12 protein-coding genes are annotated in these 19,172 nt (G+C 47.3%); all 12 read left to right on the top strand.

Annotated features, from left to right (window positions below; translation table 11 throughout):
* Nucleotides 1-322 precede the first annotated feature (322 nt).
* The 12 genes from GUA98_RS01040 (at nt 323) to treP (ending at nt 19,018) form a co-directional block, all read left to right on the top strand.
* Nucleotides 323-2,017 carry a M3 family oligoendopeptidase gene (locus GUA98_RS01040; protein ID WP_193721800.1) on the top strand — a complete coding sequence of 565 codons (1,695 nt, stop codon included), beginning with the start codon at nt 323-325 and terminating at the stop codon, nt 2,015-2,017.
* Between the two features lie 285 nt (nt 2,018-2,302).
* Complete coding sequence (locus GUA98_RS01035) at nt 2,303-3,454, top strand: iron-containing alcohol dehydrogenase (RefSeq protein WP_193721799.1); 1,152 nt, start codon at nt 2,303-2,305, stop codon at nt 3,452-3,454.
* 555 nt (nt 3,455-4,009) lie between these two features.
* A complete protein-coding gene (locus tag GUA98_RS01030; protein ID WP_193721798.1) occupies nt 4,010-5,179 on the top strand; it encodes a glucose-1-phosphate adenylyltransferase in 1,170 nt (389 codons plus the stop codon).
* 26 nt (nt 5,180-5,205) lie between these two features.
* Nucleotides 5,206-6,309 carry a glucose-1-phosphate adenylyltransferase subunit GlgD gene (glgD, locus tag GUA98_RS01025; protein ID WP_153978155.1) on the top strand — a complete coding sequence of 368 codons (1,104 nt, stop codon included), beginning with the start codon at nt 5,206-5,208 and terminating at the stop codon, nt 6,307-6,309.
* Nucleotides 6,310-6,607: 298 nt separating this feature from the next.
* Nucleotides 6,608-9,040, top strand: coding sequence for a glycogen/starch/alpha-glucan phosphorylase (locus GUA98_RS01020; RefSeq protein WP_193721797.1), 2,433 nt, complete (start codon nt 6,608-6,610; stop codon nt 9,038-9,040).
* 179 nt (nt 9,041-9,219) lie between these two features.
* Entirely contained in the window at nt 9,220-10,086 is an 867-nt protein-coding gene (locus GUA98_RS01015) for an AraC family transcriptional regulator (protein ID WP_193721796.1), read from the top strand.
* A gap of 41 nt (nt 10,087-10,127) precedes the next feature.
* A complete protein-coding gene (locus tag GUA98_RS01010) occupies nt 10,128-10,589 on the top strand; it encodes a VanZ family protein (protein WP_193721795.1) in 462 nt (153 codons plus the stop codon).
* A 172-nt stretch (nt 10,590-10,761) separates the two neighbouring features.
* On the top strand, nt 10,762-12,471 hold the full coding sequence (locus GUA98_RS01005; protein WP_227779341.1) for a glycoside hydrolase family 13 protein: 1,710 nt from the start codon (nt 10,762-10,764) through the stop codon (nt 12,469-12,471).
* A gap of 129 nt (nt 12,472-12,600) precedes the next feature.
* Nucleotides 12,601-13,293 carry a metal-dependent hydrolase gene (locus GUA98_RS01000; RefSeq protein WP_153978159.1) on the top strand — a complete coding sequence of 231 codons (693 nt, stop codon included), beginning with the start codon at nt 12,601-12,603 and terminating at the stop codon, nt 13,291-13,293.
* Nucleotides 13,294-13,650: 357 nt separating this feature from the next.
* Nucleotides 13,651-14,934, top strand: a complete 1,284-nt coding sequence (locus tag GUA98_RS00995) for a cation:dicarboxylate symporter family transporter (protein ID WP_227779326.1) — start codon at nt 13,651-13,653, stop codon at nt 14,932-14,934.
* 317 nt (nt 14,935-15,251) lie between these two features.
* A complete protein-coding gene (treC, locus tag GUA98_RS00990; RefSeq protein ID WP_193721794.1) occupies nt 15,252-16,973 on the top strand; it encodes an alpha,alpha-phosphotrehalase in 1,722 nt (573 codons plus the stop codon).
* Nucleotides 16,974-17,002: 29 nt separating this feature from the next.
* Nucleotides 17,003-19,018, top strand: coding sequence for a PTS system trehalose-specific EIIBC component (treP, locus tag GUA98_RS00985; protein ID WP_153978162.1), 2,016 nt, complete (start codon nt 17,003-17,005; stop codon nt 19,016-19,018).
* The last annotated feature ends 154 nt before the right edge of the window (nt 19,019-19,172 follow it).

Raw genomic sequence — 19,172 nt, 5'->3', positions numbered from 1 at the left:
GACAAAGACAATAGCTAAACCATAAAAGACATGGATGACATGGACATGAGACAAGCCATAAGCTTGCTTCGCGCGTTTGCGAGGCAGGTTTATTTGTTTTGGAAAGATGTTATCCTGATGTTCTGTACAATACATCACTTACATATCAGTTTGTACCTTACATAAGCACGTAATATATATAACGAAAGGTGTCGCACAATTTGACCGATGGACAAATATTTTTCGTAAAGATGGGATTTTTAGGCTGCTCTTTTGTATAATAGGGATTAGTCCAACTCGGGATATTTCCCGAAATATGCCTAACAGGAAAGGGTGTACATAAATGAAATTTAGTGAATATACGTATACACGTCCCGATCTGGAAAAAATCAAAACTTCTTTCCGTGAGCTGTTGAAAGGTTTCGAAGCTGCGGCTACGGTGGATGAGCAGAGCGGATTTATGGATCAGATTAACGCATTGCGCAGTGATTTTGAGACTATGGCGCAGCTGGTCTATATCCGTCATTCGATTGACACGAATGATACGTTCTACAAAGCAGAAAACGAATTTCTGGATGAAAGCTCCCCGATCATTCAAGAGTACATCACCGATTATTACCGGGCACTGGTGAATTCGAAATTCCGTGCGGAACTGGAGCAAAAATGGGGAACTCAGCTGTTCCAGCTGACAGAACAGTCCCTGAAAACCTTCAGCCCGGAAATTATCGAGGATCTTCAAAAAGAGAACAAGCTGTCCACAGAATATAATCAATTGATTGCTTCTGCAAAAATTCCGTTTGAAGGCGAAGAACGTACCCTGCCACAGCTGCATCCGTTTGAACTGTCTACAGATCGTTCCATGCGGGAACGCGCTTCCGAAGCAAGATATACATTCATGGCTGAGCACGAAGCGGAATTTGACCGCATTTACGATGAGCTTGTAAAAGTACGCACGCAAATTGCCAAAAAATTAGGCTATCCATCCTATGTGGAACTTGGTTATGATCGCATGAATCGTACCGATTATAACGCGGAGATGGTTGCCAATTTCAGAGCGCAGGTGCGTGATTATATTGTGCCTGTGGCTACGAAGCTCAGAGAGCGTCAGCGCAGCCGGATCGATGTAGATACGCTCTATTTTTATGACCAGGGCTTCAGCTTCAAGACAGGTAACCCGACTCCAAAAGGGGATCCGGACTGGATTATTGAGAATGGTAAAAAAATGTACGCTGAGCTGTCCCCTGAGACAGATACATTCTTCCAGATGATGACGGAGAACGAACTGATGGATTTGGTTAGTAAAAAAGGCAAGCAGGGCGGCGGATATTGTACCTTCCTGAATGATTATAAAGTACCGTTTATTTTCTCAAACTTTAACGGTACATCCGGAGATATCGATGTCCTGACACACGAAGCCGGTCACGCGTTCCAGGTTTATGAGAGCCGTCACTTTGAGGTGCCGGAATACAACTGGCCGACGTACGAGTCGGCAGAGATTCATTCCATGAGCATGGAATTTTTCACATGGCCGTGGATGGAATTGTTCTTCAAGGAAGATACGGACAAATACAAGTTTGATCACCTGTCCTCCGGTTTGCTCTTTATTCCTTACGGCGTTGCCGTGGATGAATTCCAGCACTTCGTCTATGCCAACCCGGATGCAACACCGACTGAGCGCAAGCAGGCATGGCGCAACATAGAGAAAACGTACCTGCCACACATCAACTACAAGGATAATGCCTATCTGGAGCAAGGTGGATTCTGGCACAAGCAGGGGCACATTTTCTCCTCGCCGTTCTATTATATCGACTACACGCTGGCTCAGATCTGTGCCTTCCAGTTCTGGAAACGCAGTAACGAGGATATGAAGTCTGCATGGGCCGACTATCTGACCCTGTGCAAAGCGGGAGGAAGCCTCTCCTTCACAGGATTGGTTGAACTGGCTGGTCTGAATTCTCCGTTTGAGGATGGCTGTGTCTCTTCTGTAATAGGTGATATTGAAGCATGGCTGGATGGGGTAGACGATAAAGCGCTGTAAGCAGGTTTTCTGCGAAAAGATAACAGATACTAATCGTTTCACACCATGTTGATGGTAAATGACAGGATGAAAACATTCATAAAAAGCGGCTTTGAAACCTCTGGTTTCAGGCCGTTTTTTTTGTACTCAGCTAACCTGTGAAATAAAGATGGAGAGGAGACTCGGCATCTGTAGAAAAGGGAAGTGTAACATTTCTGCACTGAATGTGATTTATTTCACTATATCTGAAAACGGATTCAGGTACAATGGAGACAGTAAATCAGGGGTTACAGGAGGCTGGTTCAGATGGCAACACATGCTTATTATGTTCCGCCCGTGAACTTGATGGGCAGAGGATGTTTACAGGAAGCAGGCAAGATGATTCAGGACATGGATATTCGTAAAGCACTGGTTGTCAGCGATCGGCAGCTGATCTCTTCCGGTGTAGCTGAGCAAGTACTGTCTATATTAAGAAAATCAGGGCTAGACTACGTGGTATATGATGACGTACAGCCCAATCCTACGTGTCAAAATGTGCATGAAGGTCTCCAAGTGTATCAGGAACATGACTGTGATGCCATTATATCGATCGGCGGAGGTTCGCCTCAGGACGCAGCGAAAGCCATCGGCATCGTCGCTACCAATGGAGGACATATTCGGGACTACGAAGGATTGCATCAATCGCATCATAAGTCTGTACCGCTTGTAGCGATCAATACAACTGCCGGTACATCGAGTGAGGTGACCATTAATTACGTGATTACAGATGAGGAACGCAAGGTAAAAATGGTAATGGTGGATCGAAACAGTCTGGTCTCTCTGTCAGTCAACGATCCGGAATTGATGCTCAGCAAGCCAGCCAGTCTGACAGCTGCAACAGGCATGGATGCTCTGACTCATGCGGTGGAAGCGATGGTGACGCCTGGCGGATTCACAGTGACCAGTGCGACCGCTGCAGCAGCGGTTGAACTGATCTTTGAATATTTGCCGCGAGCGGTCAGAGACGGGAGCGACCTTGAAGCCAGGGAGCACATGACCTATGCCTGCTTCCTGGGAGGGATGGCTTTTAATAATGCGGGTCTCGGCTATGTGCATGCCATGGCACATCAACTTGGAGGGGTGTACGATCTGCCGCACGGCGTATGTAACGCCATGCTGCTCCCTTATGTGGAGGAGATGAATGCGAAGCATGTTCCCGGCAAATTCAGGCATATCGCCAAAGCTATCGGCATGAATGTGAAGGATAAGAGTGATGAAGAGTGCTCCATGTATGTCATTGACGCTATTCGCCAGCTCTCCAGGGAAGTGGGCATTCCCGAGAAATTGTCCGAGCTGGGCGTAACGGATCCCGATCTTGAGCTGCTTGCAGATAATACGATGAAAGATGCCTGTGCCCCCGGCAATCCATATCAGCCTTCGAGAGAAGAAGTGATGGAGCTTTTCCGCAAAATTATATAGATACGAGTATCAACACGAGGAACAGTATTTCTTCACAAACGATAAATGAGCAGGCGAAGAGCCGGGTACAGTCCTGGCTTTTTGTCATGCCCCAAGGTGATAAGTTACTTATTTTTCCATTTTAATCAATCGTACAAAAGCAAAAGGATTTTGAATCCCTACAGCGAATACAATAATCTAATCACAGCAGCATCAAAAAGGAGTGATAACAGCCTGAACTTTTGTCTTACGTTTCCCAGCAAGATTCCCCAGCCCGTTTCGTGTTTAATGTTAATTAGGGATAATGGATTGCATTTCTCACGGGGTACATCTTAATTTCAATTCCACCAATCACCTCTGCACGGCAAGTCAAGGCTACTCTGTAATGATCATCCTACTCAGACATCACAATGAATGACGTTCCGCTACAGTCTCGGGCGAGATTGCGATATCAAAGGATATGGTTTGTCTGTACAGCGTGCTCCTAATCATGACAACGGCGTCCAAACAAACAGAATATTGGATTATGGGCTCTGAAATGTACCAGAAAGAATGCGCGTGGAGGAGGCTGTAATGATGGCAAAAAAAGAAGTTGTAGCGATGCTGCTCGCAGGTGGGCAAGGCAAAAGGTTAAAAGGGTTGACCAAATCACTGGCGAAGCCTGCTGTATATTTTGGCGGGACATACCGGATTATTGATTTTCCTCTAAGCAACTGCTCCAATTCAGGCATCGACACCGTTGGTGTACTGACACAATACGAACCTCTCGTACTGCACTCATACATCGGCATCGGCAGCGATTGGGATCTGGACCGCAAAAATGGCGGGGTATACGTTCTTCCACCGCATGAGCGTGAAGACGGGAGTAACTGGTACCGAGGCACAGCCGATGCGATTTACCGGAACCTGAATTTCATTGAACAATTCGATCCAGAGCATGTACTCATTCTTTCAGGGGACCACATTTACAAAATGGATTATGAAAAAATGCTCAGGTATCACAAGGAAAAGGACGCGGATTGCACCATATCGGTCATTGACGTTCCGCTCGAAGAAGCCAGCCGATTCGGGCTGCTTAACACCCACGATGATTACCGCATCTACGAATTCGAAGAAAAGCCTCCAGAACCCAAAAGCACACTTGCTTCCATGGGTATTTATCTCTTCAAGTGGGATGTACTGAAGCGTTTCCTGATTCAGGACGAACAAGAGGCATCCACCTCATACGACTTTGGCAAAGACATCATTCCCTTATTGCTTGAAAATGAAAAATCCTTATACGCGTATCCGTTTGAAGGCTATTGGAAAGACGTAGGAACCATTCACAGTTTGTGGGAGTCCAACATGGATCTGCTGGATGAGGAAACACCGCTCAACCTGAATGATCCCAATTGGCGCATTTACACCCGTAATCCGAATCAGCCTGCACAGTATATTTCACCTGCGGCGAAGGTGCGAAATTGCATTATAAGTGAAGGCAGCATCGTACACGGAGAGGTTAACCACTCCATACTGTTCTACGGGGTGGAGGTTGGAGAGCACAGTTCCGTCATAGATTCTGTCGTCATGCCACGGGTGAAGATCGGGAAGAATGTGCACATTCACAGAGTGATCATTGCGGAAGGCCTGGTCATTCCGGATGGAACCTACCTATCCCCTGCGCCTGAGGATGAAAGTGACGTATTGCTTGTGGACCATGAAGAATTGGAACGTCAGCTTCAACAGGGAATGACAACTAAAGTCTAATCTGAGCTCAAAGGACGGTGCATGCGATGAAACCATTAATCGGTGTTATTAACCTTGATCATGAACTTGAGGAATTGAAGGAATTGACGTACTTTCGCTGCGGAGCCGCGGTTCCTTACGCCGGGCGTTACCGTCTAATCGACTTTGTATTATCCAATATGATGAATGCGGGCATAGAGAGTATTGGGGTGTTTGTCCGCCGTAAATATCGTTCGTTAATGGATCACCTGAGTGACGGCAAACCCTGGGATCTGGATCGCAAGCATGGAGGCATGTTTATCTTGCCGCCGGACTGGAATGATCCAACGGATACGTCACAGGGGGATTTGCAGCATTTTCACAACAATCTTGATTTCTTTCACCGCGGTTCGGGTGAATATGTGGTTCATGCCGGTAGTCGGCATGTGACCAAAGTAGATCTGCAGGATGCCTATCAATATCATGTGAATAAGGGAGCAGACGTGACGCTGATTTGCAAAAGAGTGGACCAACTGCTGCCTGAGCACGATGCCTGTGTCAAAGTTGAACATGACGGGAACGGTAATGTGGTGGACATTCACCAAAGCGCCGATCACCCGAATATATATACAGAAATTTTCATCATGAAAAAGGAGTTGTTCCTGCGTCAGGTTCAGCGCTGCATTGATCATGGCGAGAGCCATTTCTTCCGTGATGTTATTCAGAAAAATCCGGATGGTTTAAATATTGCCGCATATGCTTATGAAGGCTACCATGCCGTGATTAATTCCATTGACAGTTATTATCGCAACAGTATGGAGCTGCTGAATACGGGGCTTTATGAACAACTTTTCAGAGAAGAACCCGTGCAGACCAAGATTAAATACGAGGCACCTGCGAAATACCTCGACTCGGCCGAGGTCAAACATTCCCTGCTTGCCAATGGATGTATTGTCGGCGGAGAAGTGGAGAACAGCATTTTGTTCAGGGGTGTGCAGGTAGCGAAGGGAGCCAGAATTAAAGGCTCAATTATCATGCAGAAATGTTACATCGGTGAAGATGCGGTACTGGAGAATGTCATTCTGGACAAAGACGTGAAACTGACAGGTGGACAGACGCTCATCGGGGACCCGTCGAACCCGTATATCTTGGCGAAGAGTACTATTATCTAATACCTGCTGTTAACCGATATCATCTATAAATAAAATATAAATTCTGAAGGATGGTTATACGCGCAATTACAATGCTCAAGCAGAAAGAGCAGAAGTAGTGAAGGGGACGAAGTCGATTCTGGAGAAGCAACGCGTTCGCATTTATCCCTGGATTTTCACCTTATTAATAGTTGAAAAAATCCAGGGATAACGGCGATCGGAAGAACGATTCGTAACCGGAACGGGCACTTGCTGGATTTGAGCAACGAAGCGTATGAAATAAACCATCCTGCAGAATTTCACCGGGAGGAACCTGCTTTTGTTTGACAACAAAGAAACATTCAAGAGTATTTTTGGACGGAATCTGGTCAGCAAATTGGGCAAACCACTTGAAGAAGCCACGAACGAAGACGTCTATCACGTTCTGGGCAGCATGATTCGCGAGTATGCGGGTCAGGACTGGGCAGCGTCGAATCAGGGATTCAAGCAGCGCCAGGATAAACAGGTATATTACTTCTCGCTGGAATTCCTGATTGGACGTCTGCTGGGCAACAATTTGTTGAACGTGAACGAACTGGAACTGGTACGCGACAGTCTCGCCGAGCTGGGCTTCTCATTGGAGGACATTGAGGAACAGGAATCGGATGCCGGGCTGGGGAATGGCGGATTGGGCCGTTTGGCGGCGTGCTTTCTGGACTCACTCGCATCCCTCGGCTATGCTGGCCATGGCTGTGGTATCCGGTATAAATACGGATTGTTTGAGCAAAAAATCATCGGTGGCAATCAGGTCGAACTTCCGGACAACTGGCTAGATAAGGGCAATGAATGGGAAGTTAGACGCCCGGACAAAAAGGTCGAGGTTCAGTTCTGGGGCCGGGTAGAGGCCTATGAGCAGGACGGACATTATCATTTTGTCACCAAGGATGCCGAATCCGTCGTAGCGGTACCCTACGATACTCCGGTTCTTGGATACGGTCAGCCGCATGTGAACACACTTCGCCTGTGGAGTGCAGAGCCGAAGAGGGAAACCTCGATGGATACCCCTTCGAACTATTACGGTTACCTGGATTACAGCCGGTCCGTGGAATCGATCTCCGAGTTTCTATACCCCGACGATTCCCAGTACGAGGGCAAGCTGCTTCGTTTGAAACAGCAATACTTCATGTGCTCTGCTGGCGTGCAGAGTGCATTGCGTACATTTAACAAGCTGGAACTATCATATGACCGTTTACCTGACAAGGTGGCATTCCACATCAATGATACCCACCCAACGCTGGTCATTCCGGAACTGATGCGGATTCTCATTGATGTGAAAGGTTATGGTTGGGATGATGCATGGGATATTACAACGCGTACCGTCTCCTATACCAATCATACAACGCTAAGTGAGGCGCTGGAGAAATGGCCGGTATCCATGATCAGCAAGCTGCTGCCACGCATTTATATGATCATTGAAGAGATTAACAAGCGATTCTGTGGCATGCTTCTGGATCGTTATCCGGGAGAGCAGGAGCGGATTCAGCATTTGGCTATCATTGCGAACGATCAGGTTCGTATGGCACATCTGGCGATTGTCGGCAGTCACAGCATTAATGGTGTCGCTGCATTGCATACCGAAATCCTGAAGGAGCGGGAGATGGCGCCGTTCTATGCCTTGTACCCGGAGCGTTTTAACAACAAAACGAACGGGATAACGCATCGTCGCTGGTTAATGCATGCAAATCCCAAACTGTCCAGTCTGATTACCGATACGATCGGTAGTGAATGGATCACAGAGCCAGGCAGATTGAATGAACTCGCCGAATTTGCTGGCGACGCGTCATTCCAGCAGCAGTTCAGGTCCATTAAACACGATAATAAGGAACGGCTCGCGGCATACATTCTGGATCATACCGGAACGGCAGTTAATCCGGATTCCATTTTTGATGTACAGGTGAAAAGGCTGCATGGCTACAAGCGCCAGCTTCTCAACATTTTACACGTCATGCACCTGTATAACCGTCTTAAAAATGACTCGTCATTCGATATCGTTCCACGCACCTTCATCTTTGGAGCGAAGGCTGCACCAAGTTATTATTTTGCGAAAAAAATCATCAAGCTGATCAACACGGTTGCGGATACCGTGAACAAGGATAAGGCGGTAAATGACCGGCTGAAGGTATTTTTCCTCGAAAATTATTCCGTCTCTCTGGCAGAAAAAATCATCCCGGCCGCAGACGTCAGTGAACAGATCTCCACTGCAGGGAAGGAAGCTTCGGGTACGGGCAATATGAAGTTTATGATGAACGGCGCATTAACCATTGGTACGATGGATGGGGCTAATGTGGAGATGGCTGAGCAGGTTGGAGAAGAGAATATGTTTATCTTCGGTCTGCGTGCGGATGAAGTGATGGATTATTATCGTTCGGGCAGCTATCGTCCTAACGAAATTGTGCAGCAGGATGAGCGCATTCGCGAAGTAGTGGAACAGCTGGTTCATCCAGGACCGTTCTGTTGTCGGGAAGGCGAATTCTGGGATATTTATGATTCATTGCTGGCACATGGAGATGAGTATTTTGTACTGCGTGACTTTGCTGCCTATGCCGATGCCCACGCGGCCATTGATAAGGCTTATCGTGATGTGCCCGGCTGGTCACATAAAGCGATTCTGAATACGGCTCAATCCGGTATCTTCTCCAGTGACCGTACCATTAGCGAATATGCTACCGATATCTGGGGCATTCATCCGGTTTCGGGACACTGGAAAGGCTGAGGTAAATAAGTCAGAAGATGAAGTCCCCTTGATGCAAGGGGACTTTGTTGTGTTATTTTTATTGGAAAAGAGTTTAATACCGCACGCAATATCAAAAAAATAAACTTCCGTTAAGTGATAATCAAATCAAGGAGACGGTGTTCATCTCCATTTTTATGAAGAAAGGGAAATTACTCGTTATGGATCATTACTCGCAAATACAACGGGCTATTGGATATCTTGAAGAGCATTTGCAAGATGAATTTAACATGAGGGAGGCAGCGGCAGCCGCGGGTTTTTCCGCGTTTCATTTTCAGCGTTTATTCCAGGCGATCACCGGGTTTACCGTACTTGAATATGTGCGCAAGCGCAGGCTGACAGAAGCAGCTCGGCAATTGCTGGACTCGGCAGATGGCATCCTCCATGTGGCCTTGAAGTGGGGATATCATTCGCAGGAAGCTTTCACCAGGGCATTCACTGCCCATTGGGGGACGACACCAGCTCGCTTTCGCAAGCTGAATGAGCTGCCCGCTTCTGCTAAGATTCAGCAGAGTATTGACTTTAATGACTATCGTACCCGGCTGGGAGGAGAGTTTATCATGAACAAACCACGCCTTGTTACCATGAAGGCCATCCAGATCATAGGTTACGCGTACCACACGAATTTGAATAACGACCAGCACTATAACGAAATTCCGGGATTCTATCATGATTTTGGTGCAGAACAGAAATTTATGAATATCCCTGAACGAGCACGTCCTGATTTGGCCTATGGCGTCGCCTGTCAATTTGAGGATGATGGTGCATTCACATTTCTTGTTGGTGAGGAAACTTCATCTGACGAGGCACTGCTTCAACCAGGTTATACAGCATTTGAGATCCCGGGTGGATTGTACGCCGAATTCACCGTGGATGGTTCCGGACAGGATATTCGCAAGATGATTTATGGCAGCTGGCTGCCCCAATCCAATTATGAACGCAGGGAAGGTCCTGATTTTGAGATAACCGATGTGTGGAAATCGACCCCTGAGCAGTTGGACATGAAGATCTATATTCCGGTAAAATAAGGGAGCCGTGCTGCGGTAATCATTCCCGGAGGAATACAGTCATGCAAAAAGGTAGGGGAATATACAAGCCCTGGGTCGTGCTCCTGGTTGCCGTTTTTGCAATAGCATACCTATGGATTATGGGGGATTTGTTATTTATCCATGGAAGGGTCACAGGGGAGCGTTATCAATACAATCTTGTTCCGCTCGATACGATCGGACCCTTGTTACTAGAGAGGGAAAGATACAGTACGGAGGCTTGGGTGAAAAATCTGTTCGGTAATATTGTATTGTTTATCCCACTGGGCATATGGATTCCCTGGTTGTTCCGTTCATGCCGAACGGGGTTGAAATTTACATGGACCGTTATTTTGCTGCTGCTTGCCGTTGAATTGGCGCAGCTGCTTTTGCGTGTGGGTTCGTTTGACGTGGATGACATCATCCTCAATACCCTTGGTGCCTGGATCGGTTATATTGCATTTCGTCTGTTCATACAATTCATAATGAGAAGGAGATCGGAATAGAAGTCTGCCACTCAGGCGGGATTCATTTTGGTCTTTTTTTGTGTGCTTCGGGACACGTTTGTGTTTATACAGTCGGCATTTCGGATAAAACATATTAACGGGTTGTTCTGTACCTAAATGACCTATGTTCATGACAGATATCGGAATAAAGCGAATGTGCGGACAAAAATTAATGAAGAGCGGAAACGGGGTGATCCACATCGTGTGGTGGAAAGAGAGTGTTGTATATCAGATCTATCCCATCAGTTTCAAGGATTCGGATGGTGATGGTCACGGGGACTTGCAGGGCATTTATGAAAAGCTTGATTATTTGACGGATCTGGGGATCGACGTCATCTGGATCTGTCCCATTTATGAATCTCCCGGACATGATAACGGTTATGATATCAGTGATTACTATGCCATTATGCGCAAATTCGGTACGATGGAGGATTTTGACCGGTTGCTCGCAGCGGCTCACAGCAGAGGACTCAAAATCATGATGGATCTGGTACTGAATCACACATCGGATGAGCATGCTTGGTTTGCTGAATCCCGCTCCTCCAAGGTCAATCCCAAACGGGATTATTACATATGGCGATCAGGTAAGAACGGTCAAGTACCGAATAACTGGGAATCCTATTTCGGTGGGTCCGTGTGGAAGCATGATCCCGAAACGAACGAATACTATCTGCACTTGTACTCCGAGCATCAGCCTGATTTGAATTGGAACAATCCACAAATGGCCGAGGAGATGTACGAAATGGTGCATTGGTGGCTGCAAAAAGGGGTGGACGGGTTCCGTTTTGATGCGGTAGCCCATATTGCCAAGGCTGAAGGACTGCCCAGTGCACACAATCCTGACAATCAGCCGGTTGTCCCAGCATATCAGCTGTTCTCCAACCTGGAACAAGTCCATTCCATATTGAACAAGCTAAACGACATGATTCTGAAGCCGTATGGTCCCATGACCGTCGGAGAAACATCAGGTCTGGGCCCGGAGCAGGCCCTTGCTTACGTGGGAACAGATCGCAACGAGCTGAACATGGTGTTTCAGTTTGAGCATATGTTTGTGGACGCCAAATCTTCCGGGATAGGGAAGTGGAATTACAAGGAGTGGAAGCTGACCGAACTGAAAGAAATCATGAGCCGCTGGCAGACAGTCCTGCACGGTAGAGGCTGGAATGCCAACTATATGGGCAATCATGATCAGCCGCGTCCGGTTTCCCGTTTCGGAGACGATGGCCGTTACAGGGTTCGGTCTGCTCAGATGCTGGCTACCTGGATGCTTACCCTTGAAGGAACGCCTTACATCTATCAGGGTGAGGAGATCGGCATGACGAACGTTGCATTTCCCAATATCGAGCAGTATCGAGACATTGAAACGATGAATTATTACAGGCATTATATCGCCCAAGGGCGGGACAAAAATGACATTATGAAGGCGATCTGGCTGAAAAGCAGGGATAACGCACGTACACCCATGCAATGGGATGACACGAAGCATGCAGGGTTTACGGAAGGCGAGCCATGGATTCAGGTCAACGATAACTACACAGAGATCAATGTGGCTTCTGCTGAAAATGACCCCGGGTCCGTATTGCATTATTATCGCAAGCTGATTGCCCTCCGGAAGAAGAGCAAAGTGCTGATCTACGGTGAGTATGAACTGCTCTTGCCAGATGATCCGGACATCTATGCCTACACACGTACGCTGGATGACGAGAAGATGCTTATCATTCTTAATTTTCGAGGGCATGAACCAGAGATGCACTGGCCAGAAGGCTGGACAGAGGAACGTGCGAAGCTGGTCATCAGCAATGTGAAAAGACGGTATTCAACGGATGAAGGTACCATTTTACTGCAACCGTATGAAGCCAGAGTCTACCGTTTGCAATCCTGAAAGCGACATTTTGCTTCCCGCAAACAGTATGATTTATAATAAAGTAGGTAAATGCCATTATGATGGATGTGAACACAGCGGAACTTGAGAAATGAGGCTGCTCACATCCAATCGTCAGGAGGACTTAAGATGTTGAAAATAACGTACCATGGACACTCCAGCGTACAATTGGGTACGGAGGAGAAGTCTTTAATTATCGATCCGTTCCTGCGTGGCAATGAACTGGCCGTGACCAAGCCGGAAGACATCAAAACCGATGCCGTTTTGCTGACGCATGCACATATGGATCATATTCTCGACGCCGAACCGATTGCCAAGGCAAATAATGCCAAGGTCGTCGCCATCGTGGAGCTGGCTACATACATGTCCTGGAAAGGGCTGGACACCATTGGCATGAATATGGGCGGAACAGTAGATCTGGATTTTGCTCAGGCCAAAATGATTCAGGCGTTCCATTCTTCGGGGATTGTGCTTGAAGAGGAACAGCGAATCATGTATGCAGGAATGCCTGCAGGATTCATCATTAAAATAGGTGGTAAAACCATTCTGCATGCCGGAGATACAAGCTTGTTCAGCGATATGAAAATGATTGGTGACCGTCATCAGATCGACGTCGCTTTTCTGCCGATTGGCGGGCATTTCACAATGGGCCCAGAAGACGCACTGCAAGCTGCGGAGTGGTTTAATGCAGAACTGACCATTCCTGTGCACTATGATACATTCCCGTTGATCCGTCAGGATTCTGAGAACTTTGTACAGCAACTTGCTGCCAAAGGACTGAAAGGTCAGGTCCTTGCACCAGGCGAATCCATCACGCTTTAATTGAATGGAATGATTATTATGGTCAGCACGTAATGTCCCATTCCGTAATCGTTTTTGTACATGAACACTATTTTATAAAATTTAAATATACGGCCAAAGGCGAATATCACGTTATGATAACTGACGTGATATTCGCTTTTTTTCGGTTTCAGGTTCAAAAAGTGGACTTGCAGTTGGTAAATATCACAAAAATATTGATTTTTCATTGTTGCAGGCTGGTTGAGGATGTTATAAAAAACTACACGTAAACAACGTTCTGAATGGAACGGAAAATAGGGGGAACATTCATGTCATTTATGAAATCATTGTTTTTCCAAATTATTGTCGCGGTGATCATCGGGATAGGTGTTAGGTATCTTGTGGCCTGATTTGGGCAGCTTACTGCAACCGCTTGGAACAGGCTTCATCAAATTAATTAAAATGATCATTGCACCTCTTATTTTCATGGTGATCGTTACAGGTATTGCTAAAATTGGTGATTTGAAGTCGGTCGGGCGAATTGGACTCAAAGCGATTCTATGGTTTGAAATTGCAACGACCATTGCTCTCGTCCTTGGTCTCGGTACAGCCAACCTGCTCCGTCCCGGTGCAAGCATGAATGTTGATCCTTCAACACTTGATGCGAGCGGCGTTGAAGCCAAAACGAACGGATCCGAGCTGCCGCATGTGGTTGATTTTATCATGAACATCATTCCGACCAGTGTTGTGGACGCTTTCGCACAAAATGCATTGTTGCAAGTACTGCTTGTAGCCTGTCTGTTTGGAGTGGCACTGGCGGCAACCGAGAACAAAGCAAAGGAAAATGTGCTCACATTGATTGAGAATATACTGGGAATTCTGTTCCGGATTATTGGATACATTATGAAACTTGCTCCAATTGGAGCGTTTGGTGCCATGGCCTACACGGTTGGAGCGTATGGAGCCTCGACGCTCTCCTCATTCGGGATGCTTATTATTGCCTGCTATGGAGCGGCCTTGTTGTTCCTGGTGATGCTTGCACTTGCGGCTTGGTGGATCACCGGTCTTAATTTTTTACAATTTGTAAAATATACCCGTTCTGAAGTCATGCTGGCGATTGGAACGGGTTCATCCGAAGTAGTTATGCCGCGTATGATGGATAAGCTGACGAAAGCGGGATGTGACCGAGCCGTTGTTGGTCTCGTGGTTCCGACAGGGTACTCGTTCAATCTGGATGGTGCTTCAATCTATCTATCCCTTGCAACTGTATTTCTGGCTCAAGCTGTAGGCATCGACCTGACGCTTGGACAAGAGATCACGATCCTTCTTGTGTTGATGCTAAGCTCTAAGGGGATGGCTGGTGTTCCCGGTTCTGCCTTTCTTGCATTATCGGCTACTGCCGCTGCGCTCAATGCATTCCCGGTTGCAGCAGTTGCGCTGCTGCTTGGAGCAGATCGTTTCATGGACACGATGCGTGTCTTCACTAATCTGATGGGCAATTGCGTGGCCGCATTCGTCGTAGCGAAATGGGAAGGCCTGCTGGATCAGAAGCGCATGCGTGCCGTTCTTTCGGGTGAGATTAGCGCCGCCGAACTGGAACGTGAAGAACAGGCCTCGCTATCATCAAAGTCAGTAAGTAGGTCTGAACAAGGGAAAAGAGCTGTATCGCCCGAAATGCTTTAGAAAGGCCAGAGTCTTGATTCACAAGTATCTACCTTACAAGGGGGAACCTACCAACCATAAAGGCGTCTGTTTTTGCAGTGCAGTCACTGCGGAAGCAGACGTTTATTTGCGTTCACCAATACATGTATCAGGGAGTTGCCAAACGCAAACCTGCTATTTTATGTTACAGGGCGATTATTAATGGGGAATGTGTAGAAGAGGAATATTCTAGGTATGATGCAGTTTCAACTTGTATATACATGTTTACTTATGTAATATAGAAATGTAGTTAACTGAAATCTTGATCATGTGCAATACAACTTATTGGAGGCGTTAACATGAGTTCAAACGATACAACTTCCTCATCGTGGTGGAGAACCTCCACGGTGTATCAGGTATATCCCAAGAGCTTCAACGACACCACGGGTTCAGGTACCGGGGATATTCGGGGGCTGACCGAGAAGCTCGATTATTTGCAGCACCTCGGAATTGATATTGTGTGGCTGCAGCCGGTATATGTATCTCCGCAGAATGATAATGGTTACGACGTAGCGGACTATTACGAGATTAATCCGGACTTTGGTACGATGGAAGATTTTGATGAATTATTGAAGGGCCTGAAGGCTCGTGATATGAAACTGATGATTGATATTGTGGTGAACCACTCGTCCACGGAACATGAATGGTTCAAGCAAGCGCGTTCATCCAAGGATAATCCGTACCGGGATTATTACATTTGGAAAGATCCGGCTCCGGACGGCGGCGTACCGAACAACTGGCAGTCCAAATTCGGTGGACCGGCTTGGCAGTACGACGAGCAGACAGGGCAGTACTTCCTGACTTTGTTTGACAAAACCCAGGCCGATCTGAACTGGGAAAACGAACAGGTTCGCAAGGCGGTAAGGGACATGATCAAGTTTTGGGCAGAAAAGGGTGTAGATGGTTTCCGGATGGACGTCATTAACCTAATCTCCAAGGATCAGCGTTTTCCGAATGATGACGGCAGCGAAGGCCCAGGCGATGGACGCAAGTTCTATACGGACGGACCACGTGTTCATGAATATATCACCGAGATGTATGAGGAAGTATTTGGTCCTTACAACATGGTAACGGTTGGAGAGATGTCTTCCACAACACTGGAACATTGCATCCGCTACTCGAATCCGGCTTCCCGTGAATTTTCAATGACGTTCAATTTCCATCACCTGAAGGTGGATTACCCGAATGGGCAGAAGTGGGAATTGATGCCTTATGATTTTGAAGCGATGAAACGTTTGTTCAGTGAGTGGCAGACAGGAATGCAGGCAGGTGGCGGCTGGAATGCACTCTTCCTTAACAACCATGATCAGCCGAGAGCGTTGTCCCGTTTCGCGGATGATGGGGACTACCGTGCCGAGAGTGCCAAAATGCTGGCAACAACCATCCACGGCATGCAGGGTACGCCTTATGTCTATCAAGGTGAAGAGATCGGAATGCCGAATCCCGTCTGGAATGACGTAAGCGAATTCCGTGACATTGAATCCACGAATATGTATCGTTTGCTTCAGGAAGAACGCGGAAAGTCAGCGGAAGAAGCCTTTGCCATCGTGAAAGAGCGCTCCCGAGACAACTCCCGAACGCCGATGCAATGGGATGACAGCAAGAACGCCGGATTCACAACAGGTACACCTTGGATCAAAGTAGATGAACGTTACCCTTCGACAAATGTAGCTGAACAATTGGCTGATCCGAATTCGATCTACTATCACTATCGCAAGCTCATTGCGCTGCGCAAACAGATCCCCGTACTGACAGACGGTCTGTATGAGCGCCTGGATGATGCACATCCCGAAGTATTCGCTTATGCCCGGACAAATGGCAATGCAACATTGATCGTTGTGTCCAACTTCAGCGAGAGAGAAGTATCCTTCTCACTCCCAGCAGCGGTCTGGAATGATCATGTATCCGGTAAAATGGCTGAACTGCTTATTGGCAACACAGACGTGGCACCTGCTCTGGATCAAGTGATCTCACTTAGTCCGTACGCTTCTTATATGTGGCTTGTACCACAACAGGACTAAATTACATTATCTAAATAGGAAGTGACAACATGGCAATCGATAGAAAACAGGTTGAGGAGATCGTACGGGCAGTCGGTGGAAAAGAAAACATCGAAGCTGCGACGCACTGTGTCACACGACTCCGGTTCGCCTTGTATGATGAGAGTAAAGTGGATACTGAAGGTCTGGATCAGAATGACCTGGTCAAAGGGCAATTTTCATCGCAAGGACAATTCCAGGTTGTTATCGGACCTGGACTTGTCGATAAGGTATACGATGAGATGATCCAGATTACCGGCGGTGACCGTGCGTCCAAGGACGATGTGAAGGCAGCTGCCGGCAAAAAGCAAAATCCGATCCAACGCGCAATCAAAACGCTGTCAGACATTTTTATTCCGATCCTGCCTGCCATTATTACGGCAGGTCTCCTGCTCGGAATCAACAATATTTTGACAGGACCGGGCATATTTTTTGATGAACAATCGCTGGTTGATGTCTACCCGGCATGGAAGGACCTGGCGTCCATCATTAATACCATTGCAAGCACTGCCTTTACCTTCCTTCCTGCCTTAATTGGATGGGCAGCAGTAAAAAGATTCGGCGGAAGCCCGCTGCTGGGGATTGTGCTTGGGCTGATCCTGGTGCACCCTGATCTGCTGAGTGCTTACAGCTATGCGAATGCAGTAAATGAAGGTACCGTGCCGACCTGGAATCTCTTCGGCTGGCACATTGAGAAGATTGGTTATCAAGGCCAGGTTCTGCCGGTATTGGTTTCAGCTTACCTGCTGGCCAAAATTGAGATTTTCCTGAACAAAAGGGTGCATGACTCCGTCAAGCTGCTAGTCGTTGCCCCTATAACGTTACTTGTTACCGGATTCCTTGCATTTACCATCATTGGTCCCGTTACATTCGCCATTGCGAATGCGATTACATCTGGCCTGATTTATATTTATGAATCCTATGCGGCCCTTGGAGGTCTAATCTATGGTGGTCTGTATGCATTGCTGGTTATTACCGGTATGCACCATACGTTCCTGGCGGTCGATGTACAATTGATTGGTAGTCAGGGAGGTACATTCTTGTGGCCGATGCTGGCGCTGTCCAATATCGCCCAAGGCTCTGCAGCACTTGCGATGATGCTGGTTCTACGCGAACAGAAGATGCGCGGGCTTGCGGCTACTTCATCCGTATCAGCTTTCCTCGGTGTTACGGAGCCTGCCATCTTCGGGGTAAACATCCGTTATCGTTATCCGTTTATCTTCGGTATGGTAGGTTCAGCCATTGGTGGCGTTCTGTTGACCATGAATAATGTCCAGGCGACCTCCATCGGTGTAGGTGGAGTTCCCGGATTCCTGTCCATCTTCCCGAACAAATGGGGAGTGTTCTTCATTGGCATGGCGATTGTGCTCATCGTTCCATTCGTTCTGACGGTGATTTTCGGCAGAGCGAAGTTGAGAAAGCAAGATCGCAGCACTAACGCTGAAGCAGTAACCGGAAGCAAAACAACCGCAGTCTCTGCGAGCAATACAGCGGTTTCGGGTGAGGAAGCAGCCGCAGCCGAACGGACACGCACAAATGCACAAGTGGGAGACGAACCGGTGAACACGCTGGAAGTCATGGCCCCATTAACAGGAACAGCGGTTCCGCTGGACCAGGTACCGGATCCGGCTTTTGCCGAGAAACAGATGGGTGAAGGGGTAGCCATTGAACCTTCAGGCAATCGAGTGGTTGCCCCGTTTGATGCCCAGGTTGCACATGTTATCAAGAGCAAACATGCGGTCATTCTGGAACATGCAAGCGGCTTGCAAATTTTGATCCATGTTGGGATCAACACGGTATCACTGAAAGGCGAGGGCTTCAACATGCACGTCGAAGCTGGTGAACATGTTAGAGCCGGACAGACGCTGCTCGAATTTGATCGTAATGTCATTGAAGCTGCTGGACATCCGCTCATTACACCAATCATTATTCCGGATGGTCAGGATATGGTTGATCGGGTAGAAGTCACTACTGGTGACGTTTCATCGAATCGCAATGGTATACTAACCGTTCATTTGAAGGGATAATTACCCACCTGAGCTTTTAAAATATTTGCTTTCTTCTATTCAAAACGAACCAGTACAGGTCTGCGAGCCTGGAACTGGTTCGTTTTTCTTTGGGGTCATGATACACTATGTATAACTAAAATTTAAAATAGACTATCGTTGATCACCGCGTGTA

This window comes from Paenibacillus sp. P13VS, assembly GCF_015143645.1.
Taxonomy (GTDB): Bacteria; Bacillota; Bacilli; order Paenibacillales; family Paenibacillaceae; genus Paenibacillus; species Paenibacillus xylanilyticus_A.
Note: the sequence above shows the minus strand (reverse complement) of the source record. Positions and strands in the feature narration are given on the sequence as shown.